Below are 24,188 nucleotides of genomic sequence, written 5' to 3' on the forward strand. Positions count from 1 at the left end.
GATGACCGGGAGCATCTCCTCCGCCGATACGCCTCCCGCGCGAACGCCTCCCGCGCGCCACGCTAGGAGGATACGCTTCGGAATTTTCGCAATCCTCGCGGCATTCCTGCTGGTCAACAGCTGCCTGGGCCCGACCTACCAGGTCTCGACGCTACGCGCGGTCAAAGCCGAATCGCGGCAGCTTGCGGCAACCTACCCGATCGATCCGGTCCGGGGCTGGACGATCGTGCCCAAACGCGACTGGCCGACCGCTATCGCAAGCCTGGAACCGGAGTTCGTCGTCGTCGATAGACGAGCGGTCACCATCACCACCGTACCGTTCTTCGATGGCGGGTGGGGGTACGAGATCGTCGAACGCAAGGACGAACTCGGCATGCTCCCGGGATGCTATTCCGAACCCTATCCGGGCGTGTTCTGGCATGGCCCCTGCTGATCAGCGCCCGCCTACCTCCGTCACCACGAACCGCGCATGGTCCGCCCGGTCCGCCCGCGCGCCGGGGCTGGTCGCCGAGACCTGCCCGCTCGAATCCACCATGAGATAGCGCTGCGTGGCGAGCGACATCAGCATCGGCTCGCCATAAATCGTCTCCATCCACGCAAAGGTCTCGGCCATCCCCGCGTCGCCCGGCTTCACCCACGCGTCGCCGCTCGCGTTGATCGAGAGATGCCCGCCGCCCAGCGCCAGCGCCACGCGCCCCAGCCCCTTGTCGATCACCCGGAACCGCGCCGCGTCGCCGCCCGCCCGCGCGACGATCGACGTCTCATGCTCGGCCAGCGCCAGCTTGCTCCCGTGCAACACCAGCGTCACCGTCTTGCCCAGGGGGATCGGATGCATCAGTCCCTTCGCATTGGGCTGGTCCACCGCGAAGCTGTCGAAATCGGCATGGCCGCCCGCCCGCCCGGTCTGATTATACGCGAACAGCGCATAGCGGATGCCCTGGAAGGTCTTGAGCTGGAACGCCATCACGAACGGCTCGCCGATCGGCGTAAATTTGCGCCCGTCGAGGCTATATTCGAACCGCGCCTTCTCGGTCAGCCAGTCGCATTGCGCGCGCAGCCAGACCCTGCCCTCCGCAAACGGCACCCGCACCACCTTGCCGTCGCGCTGGTCGCGAAACTCGATCGCCTGCTTGCCGCCCGCCTGCGTTACGCCCAGCGTCCGCCACGGCAGCCCGAACAGCGCCAGCCCGGCGGTATCGCCGTCGCGCAGACCCGTGGTCTCGAGCAAAGTCACCGGCGAGGATTGCGGCCCGATCGCCCGCTGGGTCAGCGAATTGCGCGCAGTCATCAGATCGACGGCAGGCAGCGTATGCAGCCGCAGATACCCGCGCCGCTCCTTGAGCGACCACTTCGCGTCATCCGGCACATGGTTCCACTGCCACACCCGCCCCAGCGCCGGCCCGGCAAAGCCATCGTCGCGCACATAGGGCGCGAACGGCTTCTGCACCACGCCCGTCGCCGGCTTGACCCAGGTCCGCGGCGTCCGCCCCAGATTGCCCGGCAGCCCGAAATAGGGCCAGCCGTCCTTCCACGTCACCGGCGACAGCCCGGTAAGCCGCCCCAGCGAATTATAGTCGGTCATCGAGAAGCCCCACCATTCGCCCTGCGGCGTCTGGACGATCCCGCCCTGGTGCAGCACGTTGCGCCCCAGCGCGGTGGTCGGCGGGGCGATGTCGAACGGCGGCCTGGGCTCGCCGCGGTGGCGGTATCCCTCCTCGCTCCCCCAGCCTTCGTCGAGGCTGATCGCGTGGTTCACTTCATACGGGCCATAGGGCTTGTCGGCGCGCGCCATCGGCATCCGCATCCGTCCCGAGAACCACGCGCTGGAGATGTAATAGCGCCCGTCGACCTTGTAGAGATGCGCCCCCTCGCCCATCCCCTGCTCGGCCTTGATGATCACTCGCTCGCTGCCCGGCACCACATCGTCGAGCGCCGCATTCAGCTGCGCCATCCGCACTTCGCGATAGCCCCACACCACATAGACCTTGCCGTCGTCGTCGAAGAGCACGCCGAGATCGTGGAGCGAGCGCTTCATCGGCGTCCGCGTCCACGGCCCCGCCGGATTGGTCGCGCGGAAGACCTGCGTCGTGTGGCCGTTGACGTTGGAGAAAATGTAGAAGATGCCGTTGTGGTAGCGGAAGCTCGGCGCCCAGATCCCCTGGCCGTACATGCTCTTGCCGCCCTCGAGCCGCATGTCTGGACCCAGGTCCATTCGGTCGAAGGCGTAGCCGAGCAGCGTCCAGTTCACCAGATCGCGCGAATGGAGGATCGGCAGCCCGGGCTGGCTGTGGTTGGTGGTGCCGGTGAGGTAGTAATCCTCGCCCACCCGGATCATGTCGGGGTCGGAAAACTCGTCATAGAACAGCGGATTGGTGAAGGTCCCGTCGCCATTGTCGGCAGTCCAGGTCTTGCCCGGCACCTGCGCCGCCGCCGCTATGGGCAACGCCGCAGCCCCCAGCATCATCGCCACCAACAGCCGCGACATCCGAGCCATTATCCCCTCCGCCTTATCGTTGCGGACGGGCTATTGCGCGGTCCGGGAGCGTGTCAAGGAATTGTCCGACTAATTCGATCTACGCCGCGCGCCTCAGTTGAGGTCCTGCCGCCGGAATGCCGCGAACACCAGCGCCACCAGCCCGACGATCCACGCCGCCAGCACGAGCAGCGACACCGTTTGCGAATAGGCGACCACCGTCCCGCTGGCGAGCGGCACCTGGAACCCGGCGCCGTCGCGCATCCAGCTCATCAGATTCTCGAGGTGATAGCTCGGCACCACCCGGAACAGGACCGCCATCCAGTCCATTCCCCAAGCACTGAGCACCGGCATCAGCTTGGCGAACACTTCGTCGATCGTGATCAGCACGATCGAGATGATCAGCGCCGCCAGCGTCGATCGCGTCAGCACCGCCGCAAAGCTCGCATAGGCTGCGGTCAGCAGCAGCGGCACGATCCCCTGCGCGACGATCGCCAGATGCCCCTCCACCAGCGCGGCTGCGGTCACCCCCGAAGGCACCGGGACGCCCAGCGCGGCCGCCTGCACCCCCGCCATGACCAGCGCGATCACCGCGGCCGCCAGCCAGGCCAGATAGAGCAGCCCCAGCGTCACGGCATATTTGGCCGCGATCAGCTTCCATCGCGCGCAATGCGGCACCACCAGCTTCCAGGTGTTCCAGCCATATTCCCCGGCGAACACGATCGCGAAATAGCCGGCGATCAGATAGCGGCCGAACCCGCTCGTCGGCGTGTACCAGATCAGCGCGGTCTGCTCGATCCAGCGCGACGCGATCATCGGCGCGCCGGCATTGCCGGTCGCCAGCGCGACGAAGAACATCAGGAGCAGGATCGCCGCCAGCCCGATCGGATACAGCCACACCAGCATCCAGGTGCCCTTGTGCGGCAGCAGCTTGGTCCATTCCGCCGAGATCACGTTACGCATCGGCCGTCTCCGACTGGGTGATCGCCAGGAACGCTTCCTCCAGCGTGCGCTGCGACGGCGCCAGGCTGAACACGTCGATCCGGGCCTCCACCAGCCGACGCAATATCTCGGGCGCCTGCGCCTGTTCGGCGCGCACCACCAGCGCGGTGCCGTCGATTTCGCACGGCCAGCGCTCCGCCAGCGCCGCGCGCGCGGCTTCCAGCGGCGTCGCGACGATGCGCAGGCTCGCTTCGGTCTGGAGCAGGTCCGCCACCGATGCTTCGCGGATCAGCACGCCGCGGTCGATGATCGCCACGCGATCGCAGACCTGCTGCACTTCGTTGAGCAGATGGCTCGACAGGAACACGCTCTTGCCATGCTCGGCGGTCAGCCGGCGGATCAGCGCGCGCATCTCCTGGATGCCCGCCGCGTCGAGGCCGTTGGCAGGCTCGTCGAGGATGACGAGGTCGGGATCGTTGAGCAGCGCGGCGGCGACGCCCAGCCGCTGCCGCATGCCGGTGGAATAGCCCTTCACCTTGCGGTGGCCGTCGCGCTCCAGCCCGACCTGCGCCAGCAGCGCATCGATGCCGGTGCCGTCCAGCCCCTGCGTCCGCGCCAGTACGTCGAGGTTCCGCCGCCCGGACAGGAACGGATAAAATGCCCCGCCATCGACCAGCGACCCTACCCGCCGCACCGGCTGGCCGTGCCGCAGGTCGCGTCCGAACATCCGGATCGTCCCCGCGCTCGGCGTGATCAGCCCCAGCAGCATCCGGATCGTCGTGCTCTTCCCCGCGCCATTGGCGCCCAGAAAGCCATAGACCTCGCCCGCGCGCACGGTGAGCGACACGTCCTGGACGGCGCGCACGCCGCCGCCGCGCCGGCCATAGGTCTTGCCCAGCCCGGCGATCTCAAGGACCGGTTCCCCGCCCCCGCGCATCTGCTCCATCCATTCCCCCCCTGGCGGCCTGGGCATGGTGTGTCGCGCGGCGCGCCCCAGCGCAAGCCACCGCGGCGCCAAAGGACGAAGTTAGGCCGGCCGAAGCCGGGTTAGACGCGAACGCGCAAGCGCAGCCGCGACATCATCGCGCGGACATTCTCCAGCGGCCGCCCCAGCGTCTCGGCGATATCGTCCACCGAAGCGCCAAGCTCCAGGCGGCTCCGCAGCTCGGTGATGTGGGACTGGGTCCAGCGCTGATGTGCAATCATAAGGCGCCTATGCACGATCCGCGCCGATCAAGCACGCCCGCAATACGAATGCGTTGTGAACGACCCAGGCTCCAACAATATTCCCTGCAAGGGAGGGGGAAGCGGATGCGCGGCGCACGGTCTACCTCACGCCTCAAGGCTGGCGAGTAATCCGGTTGTGGAATTCCGACGTGCTCGCCAGTCCAGATGGCGCTGCCCAGTTTATTCTGTAGGCGCCGCCAAGTGCCTCGACGGCACCCACCCCCATCTCCTCCCGCCAGGGAGTGCGGGGCGGCCACGGTATCGCTGGCGCCCGTTTTTACCCACGGGGGAGACCGCCATCCGGACCCCGGGATCGGACGCCCTTGCGCGCCCACCACCGCCGCGACATGATCGCCCCGGGGGAGATCAGAGCATGGCAAACCATATCCGGCACGCAAGCCTTGCACTGGCAGCGGCGATGCTCGCGGCACCGTGCATCGCACAGGCGCAGCAGAGCCGCACGATCGACGTGCCGGCGGGCAAGAAATGGCAGCACGCCGCCACCGGCCTGATCGTTCCACAGGCGCTTGCCGGCATGCCGCGCACCGCCATCACCGACGCCACCACCGGCGAGATCGACGTGTCGGTCCAGTTCGGCGATCCGCAGACGCTCCATTTGACGCTCTATATCTTTCGTCCCGCGGTGCAGGCCGTGCCGATGTGGTTCGATCGGATCGAGACGCACGTCCTGGGCCGCGACGCCTTCGGCGATTCCGTGCCGCACGGCGCGCCGATCGCATTCGCTCCACCGCACGCCACGGCCGCCGGTGCGCTGCGGCGCGTCTATGTTCCGGGCAAGGGGCCGTTCAAGGCGACCGGCGCGGCGCTGCTCCCGCTCGGCGAGTGGCTGGTGGCGCTGCGGCTGAGCTCGACTCAGCTCGACCCTGCCGCGCTCGACGCCAAACTGGTGGAAGCCGTTGCCGGGCTCGGCTGGCCGGCTCCGGCTACCGCGGCGGCGCAGGCCCCCGCCGCCGCGCCGATCGCGCCGTGTACCACTGCGCTCAACTTCTCGAAAAAGGCCAAGCCCAAGAAGCCCGACATGACCATGGCGCTGTTCGGTGCGGCGCTGGCGAGCGCCGCGCGCAATCCGGAGGTCGAGAAGGCCGCAGGCCCGGGCCCGTCGGGCTTCTGTCGCGAAGGGGCGCCGGGCAAGATGGCCACGGCCTATCGCGCGCTCGCCGGCGGCGAAGGCTATCTCATCGCGCTGGGCGACGCCGGCCGCACGATCAGCGTCTATCCCGAGCTTAAGCTGGATGGCGGCAGTCCCGGCTATGCAGTGACGCTCCAGGATCTAGCGACATCCTATGTCTTCCCGGCGTTCGACAAGCTTCCCGCACCCGACAAGGTCGTCGCGATGCTCGGCAAAACCCGCCCGATCTCGTCCAGCGCGCGCGGCGACAAGACACTGACGATCAACGTCCGATAGCGCGAAACGCTTGCTTAAATCCGCCGAGCTACAAGGCGGGGATGCGCAAGAAAACCGCCGGCCGCGTCCGGCGCAATCTGGTGCATGGAGCAATCGCCGCTGGGCAAGGCGCCCGCCAATTGCACGTCCAACCCGGTCGGCCAGTTCGCCGCACCGATCACCGTGGTGACGCCGGTCTATCGCTGACCGGCGCCGTCCCGGTCACATCGCCTGGAACACCCCGCACGCGATCCGCCCGCCCGAATTGCCCGACGGGTCGGTCTTGTAGTCGTCGGCATTGGCGTGGATCACGATCGCCGCGCCGTCCTCGTCGAGCAGCCCGGCATAGGTGCCGCCCGGCAGCGTGAAGATCGTGCGGTCGCGCCCGTCGGCGTCGATGTCCAGATTGGGCATGTCGCCGGCATGGGGACCCGCCGGATTCTCCTTGCCATGCTGGTGGCTGGTCGGGTTCCAGTGCCCGCCCGCGCTGGCATAGTCCGGCGCCTCGCACTTGCCGACGGTGTGGATATGCGTCCCGTGCGGCCCCTGCGGCAGCTTGCCCGCCTCGACCATCACGCGGATCGCACCGTCGACTTCCTCGGCGATCGCGGTGCCGATCTTCTCGCCCGCGGGGTTCATGATGTCCGCCTGCGCGCGGTACTTGCCCGCCATGTAGCGCGCATTCTGCTCGGGAGTCGCGCACCCGCTCACTGCCACTGCGGCTGCAACCGCCACCATCGCCACGACCTTCATTCCCGCGAACTCCCTGCTTGCTCGTGCCTTCTAATGGACCGGCGCCGCGCCGGTTCCAAGGGGGGTCAGCCGCTTCCCAGGCAATCCCCGTCGCGCTTCCCGCTCACGCTGCCGATGCCGAGCACGATCTTGCCCCGCCGCGAGAAGGTCAGCGCCTGCCACCGCCCGCTATTCCCCACCGCGGTCCGGCTGCGCAAAAAGGTCAGGTGGAGCATCTCATATTGCTCGGGATCGACCATTCCCTTGTCGATCATGCACCGCCACTGCGCGACGTTCCACGCCCAGTCGCGCCCCACCCCGTCCTGGTCGATGCTCCGGCCGAGCGCGGCATACCAGTCGAACACCGCGCGCAGCCGCTCCCAGCGCTCGTCCTCGGGCATCGCCGCCAGCTTGGCCCTTAGCCGCACCAGATCCTCGTCGACCGGGAAAAACCCCTGCTGCACCTTGGTGTCGATCGCCCAGCGCACCTTGCGCATCGTGATCTTCTGCCCGGCGAACACCCGCAACAGGTCCGCCCGCACCTCCAGCAGCAGCGCGACATAGGCATCGGTCTGCACCTGGAGCATCGCGTCGCTCTCGAACACCGCCGTCAGCTCGGCCAGCATCACCGGCCCGAGCTTCCCGTCGGGCCCATGCGCCGCCAATATCCCCCGCCGGCACTTGTCCTTCACCGGCACCTTCAGGCAGTCCCGCGAAAACAGCAGCTTGCCATAGACCGGCGCCAGCGCCCTGCGCGTCCGCCCGAACCGGCTCCCCAGCGCCTTCTTCCACGCCTTGAGCACCGGTTGCAGGCTGCCGGTGCCGTAGTTCCACTGGCTCATCCCCACCGACACCAGCTGGCTGTCGAAATTGCCCACCGGCATCGCCCAGCAGCCCATCGTCTCGGGGATCGACGTCTCCGCCATCCGGTCGAACACTGCCGTCCGGTCGAGCCCGATCTCGCCAAGCAAGGCCGCCGCCCCCGGATCGATCCGCAAAAAGTCCGCCTCGCCCACGCGCCGGCATTCGGGCACGGGCGTCGGCGCCGCGGGCGGCAGCTCCTGTGCCTGCGCCACGCCCGCGCCCAGCAGCAGAGCCACTCCCGCCAGTTCCAAAATCAGCATCGGCTCCCCCTCGCCCCGTCGAGCCTAGGTCAGCCGTCGGGTGGCGACAACGCCTCCTCCGCATCGCGCCAGCGCTCCGCCCCGCCCGCCTGCTCCAGCGCCGCCTCGGCCAGCATCCGCTTCTCCGCCGCCGCGATCGCCTTGGCCAGCGCGGCATTGGTCTCCTCGCGCGTCGGCATCGGCTTGACGAACGTCGTCCCGCGGCGGCCCGGCTGCGCCGACGCCTCCGCCCGCTGGGCCTGCTGGAACAGCGCCCGCAGCAGCGTCTCGGAGAAACGCCAGCGCTGCCCGACTATTTGCCCGCTCTGCACGATCGGCTCCTCCCAGCCGAGCACTGCGCGCTCGAACGCCACCTGCTCGACCGTCACGGCCTGGGTATCGAGCGCCGCCGCCCAATCCGTCGCGAACCGCGCGCATTTTCTCCGCAGCGTATAAGCCGCGGTCGACGAGATCCGCGCCCGCGCGCAGGCATCGCGCACCGATCCGGTCTCGGATAGGGCGCGCAGGAACAGTTTGCGCCGCGCTTCGCTCCAGCCGTCGCGGCGCACGCGATGATCGCCGAGCGGCACATCCTCCAGCGCCTGCGCGGCCTTGTGCTGCGCCACGATCCACGCCGCCTGCTGCTCGTCGACTACCAGGTCCCATCGCGCCGCGAAATCCGCATCGCGCTGCCGCCTTTGATACGCCGAGGAGATCGACCGCCCGATCGCCGCAGCCGCGGCGCGCACCTGCCCGGTCAGCCGCAGCGCGAGCAGAAAGGCCTGGTCGGTGTCGGCGCTCCACCGCGCATATGGCTTCGCCGCGGTGCGCAGCGTCCAATGCGGCAAAGTCAAAAGCGACGGCGAAGGCAGGTCAGACATACGAAGTTCCCCAGCAAAGCCCAACCAACCAGATATCGCATCATTTCCTACATTGAAAGAACCAAATAGGAACACCACGGCAGCATTTAACGCAGTCCCGACCGCGTCGCGCCGTCCGGCCGCTAAATTCGCACTGATCCAGATTATCCCGCGCAACCCGCCGGGGCGCTGCGCATTTGACGCTCCATGCCCCAGTTCTTCTTCCAGCTGCGCACCCAGGGAAGCGCCCCCCGCCGCGACGACACCCCCCGCGAATTCCCAAGCCTCGCCGCCGCGCTCGCCGAGGGCCAGGGCCGCGCCCGCTCGCTGATCCACAACCACCGCCGCCGCGCCCCCGCCCCGCTCCGCGGCACACTCGAGATCGAAGACGAACGCCACCACCCGGTCGCGCGGATATTGCTCGCGGATATCGCGCGGCAGATCAGCTAGGCCGATTTAGCGATGTGAAATCCGGCCAGCGCTCCGGGCACTCGGCCACAGCGTCCGAACATCAAGTCGTTTTCCGCGTCGGCCTAGCGGACCGCATCGGCGGCTGCATCGATCGTGTCGCGCGCACGAGATTCGCTGCCCTGCAACCGCGCTTGATAGCGTTTCAGCCCAACCTTCAATGCCTCGTGTCGCTCCTTCAGCAGCGCTAGGGCAGTGCGATCAAATGGCAGAGCCTCGCCCCGAACGGCCCTTACGGACAGGTCATTGCTCATCCGGACGCTTTCGCCGCTGATTATGTTGCTGATGCAGACGGCGGCGCTGCTGAACGCGTTTGAGGTACGCACTGCGTTACCCGAGGTGGCATTGCTCTGGCGCACGGCATTACCAGCCTGGCGGTTGGATTCGCGCACCTGCCCGAGCGTCCGGTCATAATCGGCGCGGCTGTTGACGTTGACGAAACTGCCGCCGCCGGAATCGGAGACAGCCTTCAGCACCGCCGCTTCGCTCGATGGCAGGCCGAAACCGATGATATTGACGATCGCAAGAGTCTTGCCGCTGTTGATCCGTCGCGCAGTCGCCACCGGATCGCCTCCGCAGGTTTCCTCGCCGTCGGAGACGACATAAATAACCTGTTCTCCTTCGGTCGAAGAGCGGGCCAGCAGCGTCTCGGCCCTTGCGAGGCCGGCGGCGAGCGGCGTCCAGCCCACCGCCCGAACCCTGGAGACTGCGGCACCGAGCGCCGCGCGATCATTTGACATATGGGCAAGAAGGTCGACGCCCGCGCAGGACTTGGCCTTGCCCGCCTCGCTGTTGTCTCCCTGCTGCCCGAAGACGAGTAGCGAGGCCTCCACGGACGACGGCAGGCCGTCGACGAAGCGCGTGGCAGCCTCGCGGGCGAGATCGAGTTTGGTCTGTCCGCCGATCCGACCCGCCATCGAGCCGGAGCCGTCGATCGCGACAACGACGCGAACCGGCGGAATGCGGGGCCCGATTCCATCGCTCGCACGCCGTTCCAGCTCTGGCTGATTCAGCCTGACTTCTTCGAAGCAGCGTTCGGGGTTCTCGGTGGTGAACTGGCCGACATAGGCGCGCGCCTGTACGACCTCGTCCGCGCTTACGTTGCTCAGCGGCGCCGACGCGTCGTCGCTGGTTTCATTTTTGGAACCGCCGCATCCACAGATGGCCAGCGCCAGGAGACCGGGAATGCAGCTACGAGCGACGTCCATGAGCGAAGTCTAGCATCAGACCGCCGATCCGCCAAAATGCCGTCACAGGCTGCAGGAGCAAGCCGGATGAGCGCGCAAACAAAGCGTCCGCGCCCGGCTGGCATTGCGTTTCGACCAGGCCCGCGGCAGCGGACCGTCAGCCTTTTGCGGGCTGCCGACCAACAGCGGTCGTCCGCCATCGGCCCAAAATCTGCAATATGCCCACTCCGCCCCACTCCCCCTACCTGCCTCCCCTTCCCCTCCCCTCCCCCCCTTGCTAAGGCCCGCCACGAATCTTCGCATTCGCAGCACTCTCCGGCGCGCCCGCGCGGTCCTATAAAGGATAGCGTCCCCCGAGCGCCCGGGCCGGACAAAGAAAGGACCCCGCGCCCCATGACCGCCATCGGCAACGATACGCTCGGCACCCGCGATACCCTCACCGTCGGTGAGAAGAGCTACAGCTTCTATTCGCTGCCCAAGGCCGCGAAGAAGCTCGGCGACATCAGCCGCCTGCCCTTCTCGATGAAGGTGCTGCTCGAGAACATGCTGCGCTTCGAGGACGGCAAGACCGTCACCAAGGACGATGCCCAGGCGCTGGTCGACTGGCAGAAGGACGCGCGCTCGAACCGCGAGATCCAGTATCGCCCCGCCCGCGTGCTGATGCAGGACTTCACCGGCGTGCCGTGCGTGGTCGATCTCGCCGCGATGCGCGACGCCATCACCAAGCTGGGCGGCGACGCGGCCAAGATCAATCCGCAGGTCCCCGTCCATCTCGTCATCGATCACTCGGTGATGGTCGACGAGTTCGGCACCCCGCAGTCGTTCGGCCAGAATGTCGAGCTCGAGTATGAGCGCAATTCGGAGCGCTACGAGTTCCTCAAATGGGGTTCGAAGGCGCTCGACAATTTCCAGGTCGTTCCCCCTGGCACCGGCATCTGCCACCAGGTCAATCTGGAATATATCTCGCAGTCGATCTGGTCGTCGGCCGCGCCCGACGGCTCGATCGTCGCCTATCCCGACACGCTTGTCGGCACCGACAGCCACACCACGATGGTCAATGGCCTCGGCGTGCTCGGCTGGGGCGTCGGCGGGATCGAGGCCGAGGCCGCGATGCTCGGCCAGCCGGTGTCGATGCTCATCCCCGAAGTCGTCGGCTTCAAGCTGACCGGCGCGCTGGGCGAGGGCATCACCGCCACCGATCTGGTGCTCACCGTCACCCAGATGCTGCGCGCCAAGGGCGTGGTCGGCCGCTTCGTCGAATTCTACGGCCCCGGCCTCCACGCGATGACGCTGGCCGATCGCGCGACGATCGCCAACATGGCGCCCGAGTACGGCGCGACCTGCGGCTTCTTCCCGATCGACGAGAAGACCATGGATTACATGCGTCTCACCGGCCGTCCGGACGATACGATCGCGCTGGTCGAAGCCTATGCCAAGGCACAGGGCATGTGGCACGATGTCGACAGCCCCGAGCCGATCTTCACCGACGCGCTCGAGCTCGACATGAGCTGCGTCCGCCCGTCGCTCGCCGGCCCCAAGCGTCCGCAGGACCGGGTGAGCCTCGACGTGGTCGACGAAGTGTTCAACGCCGATCTGCAGAAGGTCTATCACAAGGACCGCGCCGAGCGCGTCGCAGTCGAAGGCGCCGAGCACGATATCGGCGACGGCGACGTCGTGATCGCCGCGATCACTTCGTGCACCAACACCTCGAACCCCTCGGTGCTGATCGCCGCGGGCCTGGTGGCGCGCAAGGCACGCGCGCTCGGCCTGACGCGCAAGCCGTGGGTCAAGACGTCGCTGGCGCCGGGCTCGCAGGTCGTGACCGACTATCTCAACAAGGCGGGGCTCAGCGAGGATCTCGACGCGATCGGGTTCAACCTCGTCGGCTATGGCTGCACCACCTGCATCGGCAATTCGGGCCCGCTCGCCGAGCCGATTTCTGCGGCGATCAACGGCAACGACATCGTCGCGGCCTCGGTCCTCTCGGGCAACCGCAATTTCGAGGGCCGCGTGTCGCCCGACGTGCGCGCCAACTTCCTCGCCTCGCCGCCGCTGGTCGTCGCCTATGCGCTCAAGGGCACGGTAACCGAGGACATGTACGAGACGCCGATCGGCGAGGGCACCAACGGCCCCGTCTTCCTCAAGGACATCTGGCCCTCGAATGCGGAAGTCGCCGGGCTGATCGCCGCCAACATCGACGACGAGATGTTCCGTACCCGATATTCGAACGTGTACCTCGGCGACAGCCACTGGCAGGGCATCACCGTAGCCGGCTCGGCCACCTATGCCTGGCCGGTCAGCAGCACTTATATCCACAACCCGCCCTACTTCGAAGGCCTGACGATGACTCCCGCCCCGGTGCAGGACATCATCGATGCCAAGCCCTTGGCAATCCTCGGAGATTCGATCACCACCGACCATATTTCGCCGGCCGGTTCGATCAAGGCGGACAGCCCCGCGGGCAAGTTCCTCCAGGACCATCAGGTCGCGCGCAAGGACTTCAACAGCTACGGCGCGCGCCGCGGCAACGACGAAGTCATGGTTCGCGGCACCTTCGCCAACATTCGCATCAAGAACGAAATGGTCCCCGGCATCGAAGGCGGCATGACCAAATATCACGATCAGGTCATGCCGATCTACGACGCCGCGATGCGCCACAAGGCCGATGGCACCCCGCTGGTGATCGTCGCCGGCAAGGAATATGGCACCGGCTCGTCGCGCGACTGGGCGGCCAAGGGCACCAACCTGCTCGGCGTGCGCGCCGTGATCACGGAGAGCTTCGAGCGCATCCACCGCTCGAACCTGGTCGGCATGGGCGTCGTCCCGCTCCAGTTCGCCGAAGGGGTGACGCGCCAGACGCTCCGCCTCGACGGTTCGGAGACCTTCACGATCACCGGCGTCGCCAGCCTGCGTCCGCGCCAGGACGTCGAAGTTACGCTCACCCGCAAGGACGGCAAGACCGAGACCTTCCAGACCCGCTGCCGCATCGATACGGTCAACGAGCTGGAATATTTCCTCAACGGCGGCATCCTGCAGTACGTGCTGCGCAACCTCGCCGCATAAGCTTCCGAACAAACAAAAAGGGCCGCGGTGGATCTCCACCGCGGCCCTTTTTCTTGCCCGCTTTCCATATGCGCTCCCCTTCCGCTTGCGGGAGGGGTCGGGGGAGGGGGAGAATGAAGCGTTCGCCGCGAGCGGCAATCCCCTTCCCTAACCCCTCCCGCACGCGAAAGGGGAGTTTACTCCCCGATCCCCAGCAACTCGATCTTGAACAACAGGGTCGCGCCGCCCGGGATCGGCCCCTTGCTCTCCGGGCCATAGGCAAGGTCGGACGGAGTCGCGATTTCGATCGTGTCGCCCACGCCCATCATCGGCACCGCCACCTGCCAGGCCGGGATCAGCGCGCCGAGCGGGAAAGTCGCCGGTTCGCCGCGCGAATAGGAGCTGTCAAACTCGGTCCCGTCGACCAGCGTGCCGGCATAATGGATCTTGACCACGTCCTGCACGGTCGGGTGCTTGCCGCGCCCGTCGCCCTTGATCCGACGCCAGCGCAGATTGCCCGGCAGCGACTGCCAGCCGTCGCTCGTCTTCAACTGCGCGAGCGCCAGCATCTGCTTGTTGTGCCAGGCGGCGTCCTGCGAAATGTCCGGCGCCGTGGCCTGCCCGCCGGTCTGGAGAGCCGCCGCGGCGGTCGCCGCGGCCAGCGCGGCCACGCCCAGCCCGATCAGATACGCTTTCTTCAAGGCAATCACTCCTGTGCCGAATTCATCTGGAGACGCCCTTAGCGAAACACGGCGCCGGTTGAACAGAGCGCTTACCCGAGCGCCCTGCCCGCCACTGCATCGAGCTTCGCCAGCAGCGCGGGATCGCGCGCCGAGGGCGCCGTGATCAGCGCGGTATCGAGGCAGGTATCGATCGGCGACGCCGGCCGCTCCTCGGGCAGGCTGCGCAGCAAGTGCGTCACCAGTCGCCGCGCCTTTGCGGCATTGTCGGAGAGCCGGGCGATCACCTGCGCGACATCGACTGCGTCCTCGCCTTCGCGCCAGCAATCATAGTCGGTGACCATGCCCACCAGCGCATAGGGCAGCTCCGCCTCGCGCGCGAGCTTGGCCTCGGGCATCGCGGTCATGCCGATGATCTGGCAGCCCCAGCTGCGATAGAGATGACTCTCCGCGCGGCTCGAAAATTGCGGCCCTTCCATCGCCAGATAGGTGCCGCCGACATGCGTCTCTGCGTCCGCCGCCCGCGCCGCCTCGGCCGCCAGCGCCGAAAGCCGCGGACACACGGGGTCGGCCATCGAGACATGCGCGACCATGCCCGTCCCGAAGAAGCTCGACGGCCGCTCCTTTGTGCGATCGATGAACTGGTCGGCGATGGTGAAGCTTCCCGGCGGCCGATCCTCGACCAGACTGCCGACCGACGAGATCGCAAGCACGTCGGTGACGCCCAGCCGCTTGAGCACATCGATATTAGCGCGCGCATTGAGCTCCGACGGGCTGATCCGATGCCCCCGCCCATGCCGCGGCAGGAATACCACGCGGACATGGCCGACGCGCCCGACGAAGCACGCATCGGAGGGCTGCCCCCATGGGCTCGCCGTCTCGACCCACTCTCCGCCCTCGACTCCCTCGACGTCGTACAGCCCCGAACCGCCGATGATCCCGATCGTCCAGCCGCTCATATCGCTCCCTTGCCCACATTGCTCCGCGCCCGGGCGAAATAGAGCAGCAGCCCGAGTCCGTTCCACGACGCTGGACGTCGCGTGGTGATAGCGCCGCCAGCCACCCGCGCCAACGCGTTCATCGCGCGTGCAGCCGCGATCGGCGATCGCTACGCCGACGATCGATGGAGTCCGCCCGATGCTGCTCGCTGCACTCGCCCTGATGCTCGCGGTCCCCGACGATCCCGCACCCAATCCACAGATCGACTATGCCGGCTTTGTCACGCTGACCGGCGACGTCCGCACGCTCCGCGCAAAGCGGCTGCTAGGTTTCGCGGCGTTCAAGGCAAAGGCGACGGAGCGTGCCACGCTGGTCCTCGACGCCCGCTCGGCGGACAAGTTCGCCGAAGGTCACCTCGCCGGCGCAGTCAATTTGCCGCTCACCGACTTCACTGCCGAGGCACTGGCGCAAGTCATCGGCCCGAACCGCGACCGCCCGATCCTGATCTACTGCAACAACAATTTCTCGAACCACGGCGCCCCGGTGCCGCTCAAGAACGCCGCGCTCGCGCTCAACATCCAGACGTTCATCAACCTTGTCGGCTATGGCTATGCCAATGTCTGGGAGCTGCGCGACATCGTGGATTTCAACGATCCGGCGGTCGGCTGGACTGCCAAAGCAGACGCCGCCCGCCCAGCCTAGTTGAGCAACTCGGTGGTCACGCGGCCGGCCAGCGCCTGCAGCTTCGACCGCGCCTGGGGCAGCAACTGCGCGCGCGGCAGATTGTCGATCGCACAGAGCGCGCCGAGCACCGTCCCACATGGCGCGATCAGCGGCGCGCCGACGTAAAAGGCGATGTTCGGGCTACCGCGCACCAGCGGATTCCCTGCGAAGCGCCGGTCGATGCTCGCGTTGAAGATCACCATCACATTGTGCGGATTGAGGATCGCATGCCCGCAGAACGAGATCGCGCGATCGACTTCCTCGAGGTCGCTGCGATACCGCGCCGCGACCACCATCCGCTCGCGATCGATGATCGTCGCGATGCCGAACTTGGCGTCGAACAGTTGCGCCGCCTCGGCGACGATTCCATCTGCGGAACGCGATTTCTTCGACGCCACGCCATAGCGATCGACGGCGGCCTGGCGCGCGCTCTCATCGGCTGGCTTGTTCGGCTTGAGAAAGGACAACACGCTGGAAATGCCTCGAATTTCGGATCCTGCAGCAGTGTTACCGGCAAAGTCCTAAGCGCGCGTAACGCACTGCCTACGAAGTAAAACGTGCCCGCCGCCACATCGTTTCAAGTTGCGGTGACGGGCACGCGTCCTTCTTCAGAAGCGAAGCCGCCCGCCCAGCGAGAACACCAGCGCGCTGGCATCGCGCAATTCGCCCGACGTCAGGATCGGCGTCTGCGCCGCAGTGCCGGGATAGGCCGCAGTCACCCGGTCGATCGGCGCATCGGAGAAGGTGACGTAGTTGGCGCCGGCATCCAGCGTGAAGCCCGGGGTCATCTGGTACGACGCGCCAACGCCGTAATTCCAGCGATCGGCATCGGGGACGCGGGCGTCGCGCTCGGTATCGCGCGTGGGGGTCTGTGTCCGCTGGACGCCGGCACGCACGGTCAGCTTCGACGATGCGGCATAGTCGAATCCGCCGGCAAGGCTCCAGCTGTCGCGGTAGTTTTCGGGGATCGCCGTGTTCAGCGGCGCGCCCAGCCGGATCGCGTCGAACTTGCTCCAGCCATAATGCACCGCCTGCCCGTTGAGCGTGAAGCGGTCGCTCAACCGGAAGCGCGCGCCGACGATAACCTGCGCCGGCGTGTAGAAGCGCGCCTCGACGTCCGACAGCGACAGGTTCGATCCGGCGAGCGGCCCGACCAGCCCGCTCACTTCGAGCTCGCCCTTGAGCTTGTGCTCGATCGCCGACTTGTAGCTGGCGCCGACGGTGACGACGTCGTTGTGCATCTGGAAGCCCGCGCTCCAGCCCATGTCCCAGCCATCGCCCTTCAGCTCCTGCTTGCCGTCAGGGAGCGTCGCGAGGACGTTGGGCAGCGCATTGGCGAGGCTGGCATCGGTATATTCGACATTGAGCGCCGCGCCGACGCGCAGCCAGTCGGTCACCGCCACCGCCACCGAAGGCTGGATGTCGATCGTGCGCAGCTCGGTCTTGAGCGCGCTGTACCGCGCCCAGCTCGTCTCGGGATAGTCGGTGGTGAAGCTGTACGGCGAGGTGATCGCAAGGCCGATTGCCACGCGGTCGCCCAGCGGGATTGCGACGGCGCCCGAAGGCAGCACGCCCTTGTTGATCGGATTGCGCGTGACTGCGTCGCCGCCCACCGGCGCGAAAGTTCCGCCCGGGCGGCGGATCAGCGTGCCGGTATCGGCGACTTCGCCGCGCGGCACGATCAGCGTCGCATTGAGCACCGCCTCGCCTTCGGTCATGCCGGCGATGGCGGCCGGGTTCCACCACAGCGACGCCGCACCGGTATCGGCGACTTCGCCCGAAAAGGCGCGGCCCGATGCGCGCGCCGACTGCTCCTGAAGGTAGAATGCCTGGGCACTGGCCGAGGCGGCAAAACCGAACGACCCCATCAGCGCGGTTGCGCCGACGAGCGAAAGCTTGAGATGCGACATTGTGCTGTCCTTGTACGCAGATACTGAAATGCAATCGTGGCGCCGCCTCAGCGGATGCGCGTCCACGTCTGGGTCTTGCAGAACGGCTTGAACACGCAGCCGCGAAGCTTGAGCTGGTCGGCGCCCGACGGCGTCACGTCGGCGCTGTAGGTCTTGCCGTCCTCGGCATTGTAGATCTTGCCGCCGGTCCAGCCATTGCCGCTCACGCTGAAACCGCCGAGGATCTGGAGGCCGCGCAGCGGGCGGTTGCGCAGCGCCGCATTGGCGTTCTTCGCGTCCTTCAGATTGGGGTTGGTCCGCAGCAGATCCGACGTGAGCACGCGTCCGCAGATCGACGCGCCGCAGCGCTGGATCTCGACGATCCCGCCGCGCGTCTCCGTGCGCCAGCGGCCGACTACGGCATCGGCATTCTGGGGAGCGGCCATCGCAGCCGACAGCCCTATGAGGGTAAGCAACATACACATCCTCTCGACACGCCCTGCCGATTGACCGGCAGTGGCTCATGAAGCGACCCGACGGCGCGTGCCTGAACACGCAACCGCGAGGAAGCGCGCTGGTTCCAAGGAAAACCGACCGCAATATGTCGCAATGTGTCCGGAAAGTTGCGCCCGGACCGGCTCAGTCGCCCGCAAAGCCGAACGGAGTCACGCCGCTTTCGCGCTCGTTGACCAGCATCGCGCGCCCCGCCGGCGGCGCCGAACGCTGCGGGCAATCGGGCCGCGTACAGGCGCGGCAACCCAGCCCGATAGGCATCGCGCGGCCGGCAAGGTCATGACCCGACGTTACGGCAAGCCCGCGTGCCTCGCTCGCCGCCATGCCCAGCCCGATCGCGAAGCGCGCAGGCACCCCGCCGCTCCGCGCACCCTGCGGTCGCACTGACTGGGCAACCGTAAACCAGCGGCTGCCGTCCTCGAGTTCAAGCAGCTGGACCAGCGTCTCATCGGGCCGGGCAAAGGCCTCGAAAATATTCCACAGCGGACAGATTCCCGGCCCTTCAACCAGCGGCGAGCCGCTTCCGCCGGCATAGCGCTTCGAAATCTGCCCGGCCCGGTCGACTCGCAGCAGGAAGAACGGCAGCCCGCGCGCGCCGACGCGCTGGAGCGTGGTCAGCCGGTGCGCGACCTGGCTGAAGCTCGCGCCGAACCGCCGCTGGAGCAGCTCGATGGCATAGCCGCTCGCCTCGCATGCGCGCAGGAAGCGGGCATAGGGCATCATCACCGCTGCGGCGAAATAGGCGACGAGGTGGCGGCGATAGAGCCGCTCAGCAGTGCGATCGAGCGCGGCGCCCTTGACCAGCGCGTCGATCTCCGCCCGCGCCTCCTCGGCCAGCCGCTCGGCGAGCGCGAAGCTTCGGGCAGGCGCATCGAGCATCTCGGAAAGCTGGACCTGCCGCGCATGGAGATCGAGCCGCTTCATCCGATCGGGCATCACATCCGCAGGCAGGATGCGCACCGCGAGCTGATGCTTGACCCGCAGCCGCTCGGCCATCGCGCCGTAGAGGTCGCCCGCTGCGATGCGCAGCTCGTCGGCCAGCGCCTCGGCCTTGGCGTCGAGATCGGCGAAATAATTGCGCCAGCGCTCGATCTCGCGTCGGACCTGCCGCCCGGCATCGTCGGGCTCGGCGACATCTACGGTGCCGCCGCCGAGCCGATCATAGGCACGCGCAAAGGCTTCGGCGCCGCCGGGCGCGCCCGCCAGCCACTCCTCGAGCTGGTGCCGGTCGACCTCCAGATCGGCGAACAGCGGGTCGGCGAGCCGCCGCCGCAGTGCCTCCGCGCCTCCGCCCGGTTCGCTCGCCGCGAGCTTGCGCGGATCGAAGTCATAGGTCTGGGCCAGCCGGAGCATCACCGTCGCGGAGATCGGCCGCTGGTTGCGCTCGACGAGATTGAGATAGCTCGCGCTCACTTCCAGCGCCTCGGCCATCGCTACCTGGCTCAATCCGAGCTGGCGGCGAAGACGGCGGATCGCGTGCCCGGCGAACAGCTTTTGATCTGCCATTTTCCTACATGCCTTGTTCTTGATATGTCCGTACGCCAAGTCGCATTGCATTCTGTAAATATATTTACATATCTACAAATCTATTCTGCTGTCAGGCAACCAATCAACCCGCAAACCCGCTCAAAACCCTCGCTTCGAGTCAAGTTCGTCAAGCATATCGTCCTCCGACACTGAACTCTGTCAAGGAAATGACATGCCGATCGCTTTCGACGATCTCGTCCCCGCCCCTGCCGGCCGCTTCGCCGGTATCGTCCGTCCTTATTCACCCGAGGATGTCGAGCGGCTGCGCGGCTCGCTGCCGATCGAGCACACCATCGCCCGCCGCGGCGCGCTCAAGCTGTGGGAGCTGCTCAAGTCGGAGGACTATATCCACGCCCTCGGCGCGCTCTCGGGTAACCAGGCGATGCAGATGGTCCGCGCCGGGCTCAAGGCGATCTATCTCTCCGGCTGGCAGGTCGCCGCCGACGCCAACACCGCCGGGCAGATGTACCCCGACCAGTCGCTCTACCCGGCCAATGCGGGTCCCGAGCTGGCCCGCAAGATCAACGCCACGCTCCAGCGTGCCGACCAGATCGAGCATATGGAAGGCGGCGCGACCCGCGACTGGTTCGCGCCGATCATCGCCGATGCCGAGGCCGGCTTCGGCGGCCCGCTCAACTGCTTCGAGATCATGAAGGCCTATATCGCCGCCGGCGCCGCAGGCGTGCATTACGAGGACCAGCTCGCCTCGGAAAAGAAGTGCGGGCACCTTGGCGGCAAGGTGCTGATCCCTACCCAGGCGCATATCCGCAACCTCGACAGCGCCCGTCTCGCCGCCGACGTCTCCGGCGTGCCGACAGTGATCTGCGCGCGCACCGATGCAGAGAGCGCGAAGCTGATCACCTCCGATGTCGATGAACGCGACCATGAATTCCTCACCGGCGAGCGCACCGCCGAAGGGTTCTTCCGGCTGAAGGAGGGCACCGGCGTCGATCACTGCATCAAGCGCGGGCTCGCCTTCGCCAGCCATGCCGACCTGCTGTGGTGGGAGACCTCGAAGCCCAATCTCGACGACGCACGCCGCTTCGCCGAAGCGATCCAGCGCGAACACCCGAACAAGATGCTGGCGTACAACTGCTCGCCGAGCTTCAACTGGGAGAAGAATCTCGACCGCGACGACATCGCCCGCTTCCAGCGCGAGATCGGCGCGATGGGATACAAGTTCCAGTTCGTCACCCTCGCCGGCTTCCACCAGCTCAACTACGGCATGTTCGAGCTGGCGCGCGGCTACAGAGATCGCGGCATGGCCGCCTATTCGGAGCTCCAGCAGGCCGAGTTCGCCGCCGAGGCCGATGGCTACACCGCGACCCGCCACCAGCGCGAAGTCGGCACCGGCTATTTCGACGCGATCGCCCAGGCCGTGGCCGCCGGCGAGAGCTCGACCACTGCGCTCGCCGAGAGCACCGAAGCCGCCCAGTTCAACCAGCAAGCTGCCTGAAAGGAGCAACAATGACCGGAGAACCCCAGCGCAGCCGCGCCGTCTTCTCGACTGAGGATTTTCGCCTGATCCGCGAGGCCGTCGGCACCCATCTCCACAAGATCAAGGACGAGCCGGAATCGACCAAATACGCCAATCTCTATCACCGCCTCGGCCGCGTCGCCTGAGGCCAGACTTTCCTGGGGAGGAAAGGATGCTCGCCGGGGCTAAGCACCCGGCGGGCATTTCCGCGTTCAATGCGCTCGGGCGAAGGCCGGAGCCTGGCAGCCGTCAGCCTTCGCCCTCCAGCACTCCCGCCTTCGCCGGAGCACCCCTGGGAGCACCGCTGCCAGCCAGCCGGTCGACCCGGGCGAGATGCTCATCCTTGCCGAACGGGAAGCGCCGGTAGAAGAATGCCGCGGCGAAGCCGAGCGACATGTACAGCGCGGCGAAAAGGATGGTCAGCCGGTCCACCGTTTCGACCGACACGCTTCCCGGCTTCGCCGCCTCGGGGAAACCGGCAATCGTCAGGATCACGCCGGCGACGAAGATGCCGAGCCCGCTGGTGCATTTCTGGACGAAGAAGGCGCCCGCGAAGAACACCCCCTCGGACCGTCGCCCTGTCTCGTCCTCCGAATGCTCGACGACATCTGCCATCATCGACGCGCCGAGGATCGTCGAGGAGACTGCGCACGTCGCGTTGACCGTGAAGAAGGAGAGCAGCAGCGGCATCAGCCACGGGCTTCCGGCCGGCGGGAACAGTCCGGCGAGCCGCAGCCAAAGCGGCGCAGTGAGCAGCACCGCCGCAGCGATCATGAACCCCATCGCCGCCACCGGCTTGCCGGTACGCCGGGCGACCCGCGGCGCAATCACGAACGCGCCGATCACTCCGAGCAGCAGGGTCAGCCCGAGCCATTGGAAGTCCGCACCGCGAAACCCCCAGACATGCGCATAGAGATAATTGGACAGCGCATAGCTGACCCCCTGCGCCGAATAATAACAGATTCCCGCCGCCATCAGGATCAGGAAGGCGCGGTTGCGCACGCTCTCGCGCAGCTCGCGGAAATTCTGGCCAAGCGACTGGCGCGCGATCTCGGGTCTCGGCAGGCGGCTGATCTCGCGGTGGGTACCGAGCGCCGAGACGAGGATCGCGACGAACATCGCCACCGCGCCCGCCGTCGCGAACCCGACATAGCCGCGCCGGTCGAGCAGCCCGTCGGCGAGGAAATAACCATAGGACGCCATCAGCATCGCCATCCCGCCGGCCCAGCCGAACAGATAGCGATACGCCATGATCCGCGTCCGCTCGTCATAATCGGCCGAAAGCTCGGGGCTTAGTGCTTGCGACGGCACCTCATAGGCCGACACCGCCGTGCGAACGAGCACCGCGCTGGCGAACACCCACACCAGCATCGCCTGATGCGACCAGGCCGGCGGATTCCACAGCAGCAGCCAGCCCAATGCGATCGGCGCGGCGGAGGCATACATCCACGGATGCCGCCGCCCCCACCACCCGCGCGTCCGGTCCGAGAGGAATCCGATCGCCGGGTCGATGAACGCATCGAGCAGCAACGCACACATGATCGCGAAGCCGACCTGTGCGGAGGGAAGTCCGAGCACCTGATTGTAGAACAGCAGCAGGAAGGTGGAGAAGCAGAAGTCCTTCACCCCGTACGCAACCGCGCCGAACCCATACGCGAGCATCGTCGACTGGCGCACGCGGCGGACGGGGGTCTGGTTCGCAGCCATGATCGAGCCCTCTCACGCTGTTCCGGACCAGCATAGGCGGCATGCGCGATGCGTCAATCATGCGTATTGGAAGATCGGGTATGGCTTGCGAGATGCAGACAGCCGGCTATAGCTGGCGCCTTCGAACAACAGGAACGGTTCCCCGATGGCGCTCGACCCGGAGATTTTCGACACGCTGATCGATACGATCCGCCGCTTCGTCAGCGAAAGGCTGCGCCCGCTCGAAGGTGATGTAGAGGCGGCCGATGCCATCCCCGATGCAGTGATCGAGGAAATGAAGGCACTCGGCCTGTTCGGCCTGTCGATCGCCGAGGAATATGGCGGGCTCGGCCTGACGATGCTCGAGGAATGCAAGGTCGCGATCGAGCTCGGCCGCACCACCCCCGCCTTCCGTTCGACGTTCGGCACCAACGTCGGGATCGGCAGCCAGGGCCTGGTGATGGCCGGCACGCCACAGCAAAAAGCGCAGTGGCTGCCGCGGATCGCCAGCGGCGACGTGATCACCAGCTTCGCGCTGACCGAGCCCGATGTCGGCTCGGACAGCGGCGCAGTGAAGACTCGCGCGGTCCGTGACGGCGACGTCTATCGCCTGAGCGGCACCAAGCGCTTCATCACCAATGCCGACAAGGCGCAGCTGTTCACGGTGATGGCGCGTACCGGGGACGAACCCGGCGGCCGCGGCGTCTCGGCGTTCCTCGTGCCGCGAGACTTGCCCGGCCTGTCGATTGGCGAGCCCGAGAAGAAGATGGGCCAGAAGGGCGCACGCGTTGCCGACGTGGTGTTCGACGATACCCCCGTCCCCGCCGCCAACCGGCTCGGCGAGGAGGGGCAGGGGTTCAAGATCGCGATGCAGGTGCTCGATCGCGGCCGGCTGCACATCTCGGCGGTGTGCGTCGGAGTCGCTGAGCGGCTGATCGCCGATTGCGTCGCCTATGCCAGCGACCGGAAACAGTTCGGCAAGCCGATCGCCGAGCACCAGCTCATCCAGGCGCTCATCGCCGACTCCAAGACAGAGGCGATGGCCGCGCGTGCGCTGATGCTCGAGACGGCAGCGAAGAAGGACGCCGGCGACAACACCACGATGGAAGCCGCCGCGACCAAATATTTCGCCAGCGAGATGGTCGGCCGCGTCGCCGATCGCGCAGTGCAGATCTTCGGCGGCGCGGGCTATATCGCCGATTATGGCATCGAGCGGCTCTACCGCGACGTCCGGCTGTTCCGGATCTACGAAGGCACCAGCCAGATCCAGCAACTGATCATCGCGCGCGAAACGCTGAAGCGCGGCGAATAGAGT

General features: G+C 66.9%; 24 protein-coding genes. 9 read left to right on the top strand and 15 right to left on the bottom strand.

Going from position 1 to position 24,188, the window contains the following annotated elements; all coding sequences use genetic code 11:
- Position 1 precedes the first annotated feature (1 nt).
- Complete coding sequence (locus BXU08_RS11700; RefSeq protein WP_077510219.1) at positions 2–433, top strand: hypothetical protein; 432 nt, start codon at positions 2–4, stop codon at positions 431–433.
- Here the strand turns inward: BXU08_RS11700 and BXU08_RS11705 are convergent, their stop codons facing one another.
- The 4 genes from BXU08_RS11705 to BXU08_RS20050 all read right to left on the bottom strand — a co-directional run bounded on the left by BXU08_RS11705 (position 434) and on the right by BXU08_RS20050 (position 4,621).
- The gene (locus BXU08_RS11705; RefSeq protein ID WP_077510220.1) at positions 434–2,494 is read right to left on the bottom strand and encodes a glycoside hydrolase 43 family protein; all 2,061 of its coding nucleotides are present in this window, start codon (positions 2,492–2,494) and stop codon (positions 434–436) included. It abuts the gene before it with no gap.
- A 93-nt stretch (positions 2,495–2,587) separates the two neighbouring features.
- The gene (locus BXU08_RS11710) at positions 2,588–3,436 is read right to left on the bottom strand and encodes an ABC transporter permease (protein WP_077510221.1); all 849 of its coding nucleotides are present in this window, start codon (positions 3,434–3,436) and stop codon (positions 2,588–2,590) included.
- Positions 3,429–4,361, bottom strand: coding sequence for an ABC transporter ATP-binding protein (locus tag BXU08_RS11715; protein WP_216352871.1), 933 nt, complete (start codon positions 4,359–4,361; stop codon positions 3,429–3,431). The genes BXU08_RS11710 and BXU08_RS11715 overlap by 8 nt, the downstream gene beginning before the upstream one ends.
- 101 nt (positions 4,362–4,462) lie before the next feature.
- The gene (locus tag BXU08_RS20050) at positions 4,463–4,621 is read right to left on the bottom strand and encodes a hypothetical protein (RefSeq protein WP_171982502.1); all 159 of its coding nucleotides are present in this window, start codon (positions 4,619–4,621) and stop codon (positions 4,463–4,465) included.
- A 77-nt stretch (positions 4,622–4,698) separates the two neighbouring features.
- Between BXU08_RS20050 and BXU08_RS20540 the strand changes: the two genes are divergently transcribed.
- Positions 4,699–4,833 (top strand): DUF559 domain-containing protein, encoded by a 135-nt coding sequence (locus BXU08_RS20540; RefSeq protein ID WP_077512325.1) that lies wholly within the window; start codon positions 4,699–4,701, stop codon positions 4,831–4,833.
- A gap of 182 nt (positions 4,834–5,015) precedes the next feature.
- Positions 5,016–6,068, top strand: coding sequence for a hypothetical protein (locus BXU08_RS11725; protein ID WP_077510222.1), 1,053 nt, complete (start codon positions 5,016–5,018; stop codon positions 6,066–6,068).
- A 201-nt stretch (positions 6,069–6,269) separates the two neighbouring features.
- On the opposite strand, the gene BXU08_RS11730 is transcribed toward BXU08_RS11725, so the two are convergent.
- The 3 genes from BXU08_RS11730 to BXU08_RS11740 form a co-directional block, all read right to left on the bottom strand.
- Entirely contained in the window at positions 6,270–6,800 is a 531-nt protein-coding gene (locus BXU08_RS11730) for a superoxide dismutase family protein (RefSeq protein ID WP_077510223.1), read from the bottom strand.
- A gap of 65 nt (positions 6,801–6,865) precedes the next feature.
- A complete protein-coding gene (locus BXU08_RS11735; RefSeq protein ID WP_077510224.1) occupies positions 6,866–7,903 on the bottom strand; it encodes a hypothetical protein in 1,038 nt (345 codons plus the stop codon).
- Between the two features lie 29 nt (positions 7,904–7,932).
- Positions 7,933–8,763 carry a hypothetical protein gene (locus tag BXU08_RS11740; protein WP_077510225.1) on the bottom strand — a complete coding sequence of 277 codons (831 nt, stop codon included), beginning with the start codon at positions 8,761–8,763 and terminating at the stop codon, positions 7,933–7,935.
- A 186-nt stretch (positions 8,764–8,949) separates the two neighbouring features.
- Between BXU08_RS11740 and BXU08_RS11745 the strand changes: the two genes are divergently transcribed.
- A complete protein-coding gene (locus BXU08_RS11745; protein WP_077510226.1) occupies positions 8,950–9,192 on the top strand; it encodes a DUF6894 family protein in 243 nt (80 codons plus the stop codon).
- A gap of 83 nt (positions 9,193–9,275) precedes the next feature.
- Here BXU08_RS11745 and BXU08_RS11750 read toward each other — a convergent pair whose 3' ends face one another.
- Positions 9,276–10,418, bottom strand: a complete 1,143-nt coding sequence (locus BXU08_RS11750; protein ID WP_077510227.1) for a VWA domain-containing protein — start codon at positions 10,416–10,418, stop codon at positions 9,276–9,278.
- 372 nt (positions 10,419–10,790) lie between these two features.
- Here BXU08_RS11750 and acnA point away from each other — a divergent pair, with 372 nt between their 5' ends.
- Entirely contained in the window at positions 10,791–13,460 is a 2,670-nt protein-coding gene (gene acnA / locus BXU08_RS11755; RefSeq protein WP_077510228.1) for an aconitate hydratase AcnA, read from the top strand.
- 176 nt (positions 13,461–13,636) lie between these two features.
- Here acnA and BXU08_RS11760 read toward each other — a convergent pair whose 3' ends face one another.
- Complete coding sequence (locus tag BXU08_RS11760) at positions 13,637–14,140, bottom strand: FKBP-type peptidyl-prolyl cis-trans isomerase (protein WP_253190354.1); 504 nt, start codon at positions 14,138–14,140, stop codon at positions 13,637–13,639.
- 71 nt (positions 14,141–14,211) lie between these two features.
- Complete coding sequence (gene mtnP, locus BXU08_RS11765) at positions 14,212–15,078, bottom strand: S-methyl-5'-thioadenosine phosphorylase (RefSeq protein ID WP_077510229.1); 867 nt, start codon at positions 15,076–15,078, stop codon at positions 14,212–14,214.
- 178 nt (positions 15,079–15,256) lie between these two features.
- Between mtnP and BXU08_RS11770 the strand changes: the two genes are divergently transcribed.
- Entirely contained in the window at positions 15,257–15,760 is a 504-nt protein-coding gene (locus tag BXU08_RS11770) for a rhodanese-like domain-containing protein (RefSeq protein WP_077512328.1), read from the top strand.
- Here the strand turns inward: BXU08_RS11770 and BXU08_RS11775 are convergent.
- The 4 genes from BXU08_RS11775 to BXU08_RS11790 all read right to left on the bottom strand — a co-directional run bounded on the left by BXU08_RS11775 (position 15,757) and on the right by BXU08_RS11790 (position 19,689).
- Positions 15,757–16,251 carry a GAF domain-containing protein gene (locus BXU08_RS11775; protein WP_171982503.1) on the bottom strand — a complete coding sequence of 165 codons (495 nt, stop codon included), beginning with the start codon at positions 16,249–16,251 and terminating at the stop codon, positions 15,757–15,759. The two genes, BXU08_RS11770 and BXU08_RS11775, sit on opposite strands and share 4 nt — an antisense overlap.
- A gap of 138 nt (positions 16,252–16,389) precedes the next feature.
- Positions 16,390–17,691 (bottom strand): OmpP1/FadL family transporter, encoded by a 1,302-nt coding sequence (locus BXU08_RS11780; RefSeq protein ID WP_077510231.1) that lies wholly within the window; start codon positions 17,689–17,691, stop codon positions 16,390–16,392.
- A gap of 47 nt (positions 17,692–17,738) precedes the next feature.
- Entirely contained in the window at positions 17,739–18,149 is a 411-nt protein-coding gene (locus BXU08_RS11785; RefSeq protein WP_077510232.1) for a DUF2147 domain-containing protein, read from the bottom strand.
- Between the two features lie 160 nt (positions 18,150–18,309).
- Positions 18,310–19,689, bottom strand: coding sequence for a short-chain fatty acyl-CoA regulator family protein (locus tag BXU08_RS11790; protein ID WP_077510233.1), 1,380 nt, complete (start codon positions 19,687–19,689; stop codon positions 18,310–18,312).
- Positions 19,690–19,882: 193 nt separating this feature from the next.
- On the opposite strand from BXU08_RS11790, the gene aceA reads away from it, so the two are divergent.
- Both aceA and BXU08_RS20055 read left to right on the top strand, forming a co-directional pair.
- Positions 19,883–21,166 carry an isocitrate lyase gene (gene aceA, locus BXU08_RS11795; RefSeq protein ID WP_077510234.1) on the top strand — a complete coding sequence of 428 codons (1,284 nt, stop codon included), beginning with the start codon at positions 19,883–19,885 and terminating at the stop codon, positions 21,164–21,166.
- 11 nt (positions 21,167–21,177) lie between these two features.
- Positions 21,178–21,333: a hypothetical protein gene (locus tag BXU08_RS20055; protein ID WP_171982504.1), complete on the top strand. Its 156-nt coding sequence runs from the start codon at positions 21,178–21,180 to the stop codon at positions 21,331–21,333.
- A 103-nt stretch (positions 21,334–21,436) separates the two neighbouring features.
- On the opposite strand, the gene BXU08_RS11800 is transcribed toward BXU08_RS20055, so the two are convergent.
- Positions 21,437–22,894, bottom strand: coding sequence for an MFS transporter (locus tag BXU08_RS11800; RefSeq protein WP_253190355.1), 1,458 nt, complete (start codon positions 22,892–22,894; stop codon positions 21,437–21,439).
- A gap of 145 nt (positions 22,895–23,039) precedes the next feature.
- Between BXU08_RS11800 and BXU08_RS11805 the strand changes: the two genes are divergently transcribed.
- Complete coding sequence (locus BXU08_RS11805) at positions 23,040–24,185, top strand: acyl-CoA dehydrogenase family protein (RefSeq protein WP_077510235.1); 1,146 nt, start codon at positions 23,040–23,042, stop codon at positions 24,183–24,185.
- Positions 24,186–24,188: the final 3 nt, after the last annotated feature.

It is taken from the genome of Sphingomonas sp. LM7, from assembly GCF_002002925.1.
GTDB lineage: Bacteria > Pseudomonadota > Alphaproteobacteria > Sphingomonadales > Sphingomonadaceae > Sphingomonas.

Coding starts and splice junctions, on each gene's coding strand:
- BXU08_RS11700 (WP_077510219.1), top strand. CDS start 2: ATGACCGGGAGCATCTCCTCCGCCGATACGCCTCCCGCGCGAACGCCT.
- BXU08_RS11705 (WP_077510220.1), bottom strand. CDS start 2,494: ATGGCTCGGATGTCGCGGCTGTTGGTGGCGATGATGCTGGGGGCTGCG.
- BXU08_RS11710 (WP_077510221.1), bottom strand. CDS start 3,436: ATGCGTAACGTGATCTCGGCGGAATGGACCAAGCTGCTGCCGCACAAG.
- BXU08_RS11715 (WP_216352871.1), bottom strand. CDS start 4,361: ATGGAGCAGATGCGCGGGGGCGGGGAACCGGTCCTTGAGATCGCCGGG.
- BXU08_RS20050 (WP_171982502.1), bottom strand. CDS start 4,621: ATGATTGCACATCAGCGCTGGACCCAGTCCCACATCACCGAGCTGCGG.
- BXU08_RS11725 (WP_077510222.1), top strand. CDS start 5,016: ATGGCAAACCATATCCGGCACGCAAGCCTTGCACTGGCAGCGGCGATG.
- BXU08_RS11730 (WP_077510223.1), bottom strand. CDS start 6,800: ATGAAGGTCGTGGCGATGGTGGCGGTTGCAGCCGCAGTGGCAGTGAGC.
- BXU08_RS11735 (WP_077510224.1), bottom strand. CDS start 7,903: ATGCTGATTTTGGAACTGGCGGGAGTGGCTCTGCTGCTGGGCGCGGGC.
- BXU08_RS11740 (WP_077510225.1), bottom strand. CDS start 8,763: ATGTCTGACCTGCCTTCGCCGTCGCTTTTGACTTTGCCGCATTGGACG.
- BXU08_RS11745 (WP_077510226.1), top strand. CDS start 8,950: ATGCCCCAGTTCTTCTTCCAGCTGCGCACCCAGGGAAGCGCCCCCCGC.
- BXU08_RS11750 (WP_077510227.1), bottom strand. CDS start 10,418: ATGGACGTCGCTCGTAGCTGCATTCCCGGTCTCCTGGCGCTGGCCATC.
- acnA (WP_077510228.1), top strand. CDS start 10,791: ATGACCGCCATCGGCAACGATACGCTCGGCACCCGCGATACCCTCACC.
- mtnP (WP_077510229.1), bottom strand. CDS start 15,078: ATGAGCGGCTGGACGATCGGGATCATCGGCGGTTCGGGGCTGTACGAC.
- BXU08_RS11770 (WP_077512328.1), top strand. CDS start 15,257: ATGCTGCTCGCTGCACTCGCCCTGATGCTCGCGGTCCCCGACGATCCC.
- BXU08_RS11780 (WP_077510231.1), bottom strand. CDS start 17,691: ATGTCGCATCTCAAGCTTTCGCTCGTCGGCGCAACCGCGCTGATGGGG.
- BXU08_RS11785 (WP_077510232.1), bottom strand. CDS start 18,149: ATGTTGCTTACCCTCATAGGGCTGTCGGCTGCGATGGCCGCTCCCCAG.
- BXU08_RS11790 (WP_077510233.1), bottom strand. CDS start 19,689: ATGGCAGATCAAAAGCTGTTCGCCGGGCACGCGATCCGCCGTCTTCGC.
- aceA (WP_077510234.1), top strand. CDS start 19,883: ATGCCGATCGCTTTCGACGATCTCGTCCCCGCCCCTGCCGGCCGCTTC.
- BXU08_RS20055 (WP_171982504.1), top strand. CDS start 21,178: ATGACCGGAGAACCCCAGCGCAGCCGCGCCGTCTTCTCGACTGAGGAT.
- BXU08_RS11800 (WP_253190355.1), bottom strand. CDS start 22,894: ATGGCTGCGAACCAGACCCCCGTCCGCCGCGTGCGCCAGTCGACGATG.
- BXU08_RS11805 (WP_077510235.1), top strand. CDS start 23,040: ATGGCGCTCGACCCGGAGATTTTCGACACGCTGATCGATACGATCCGC.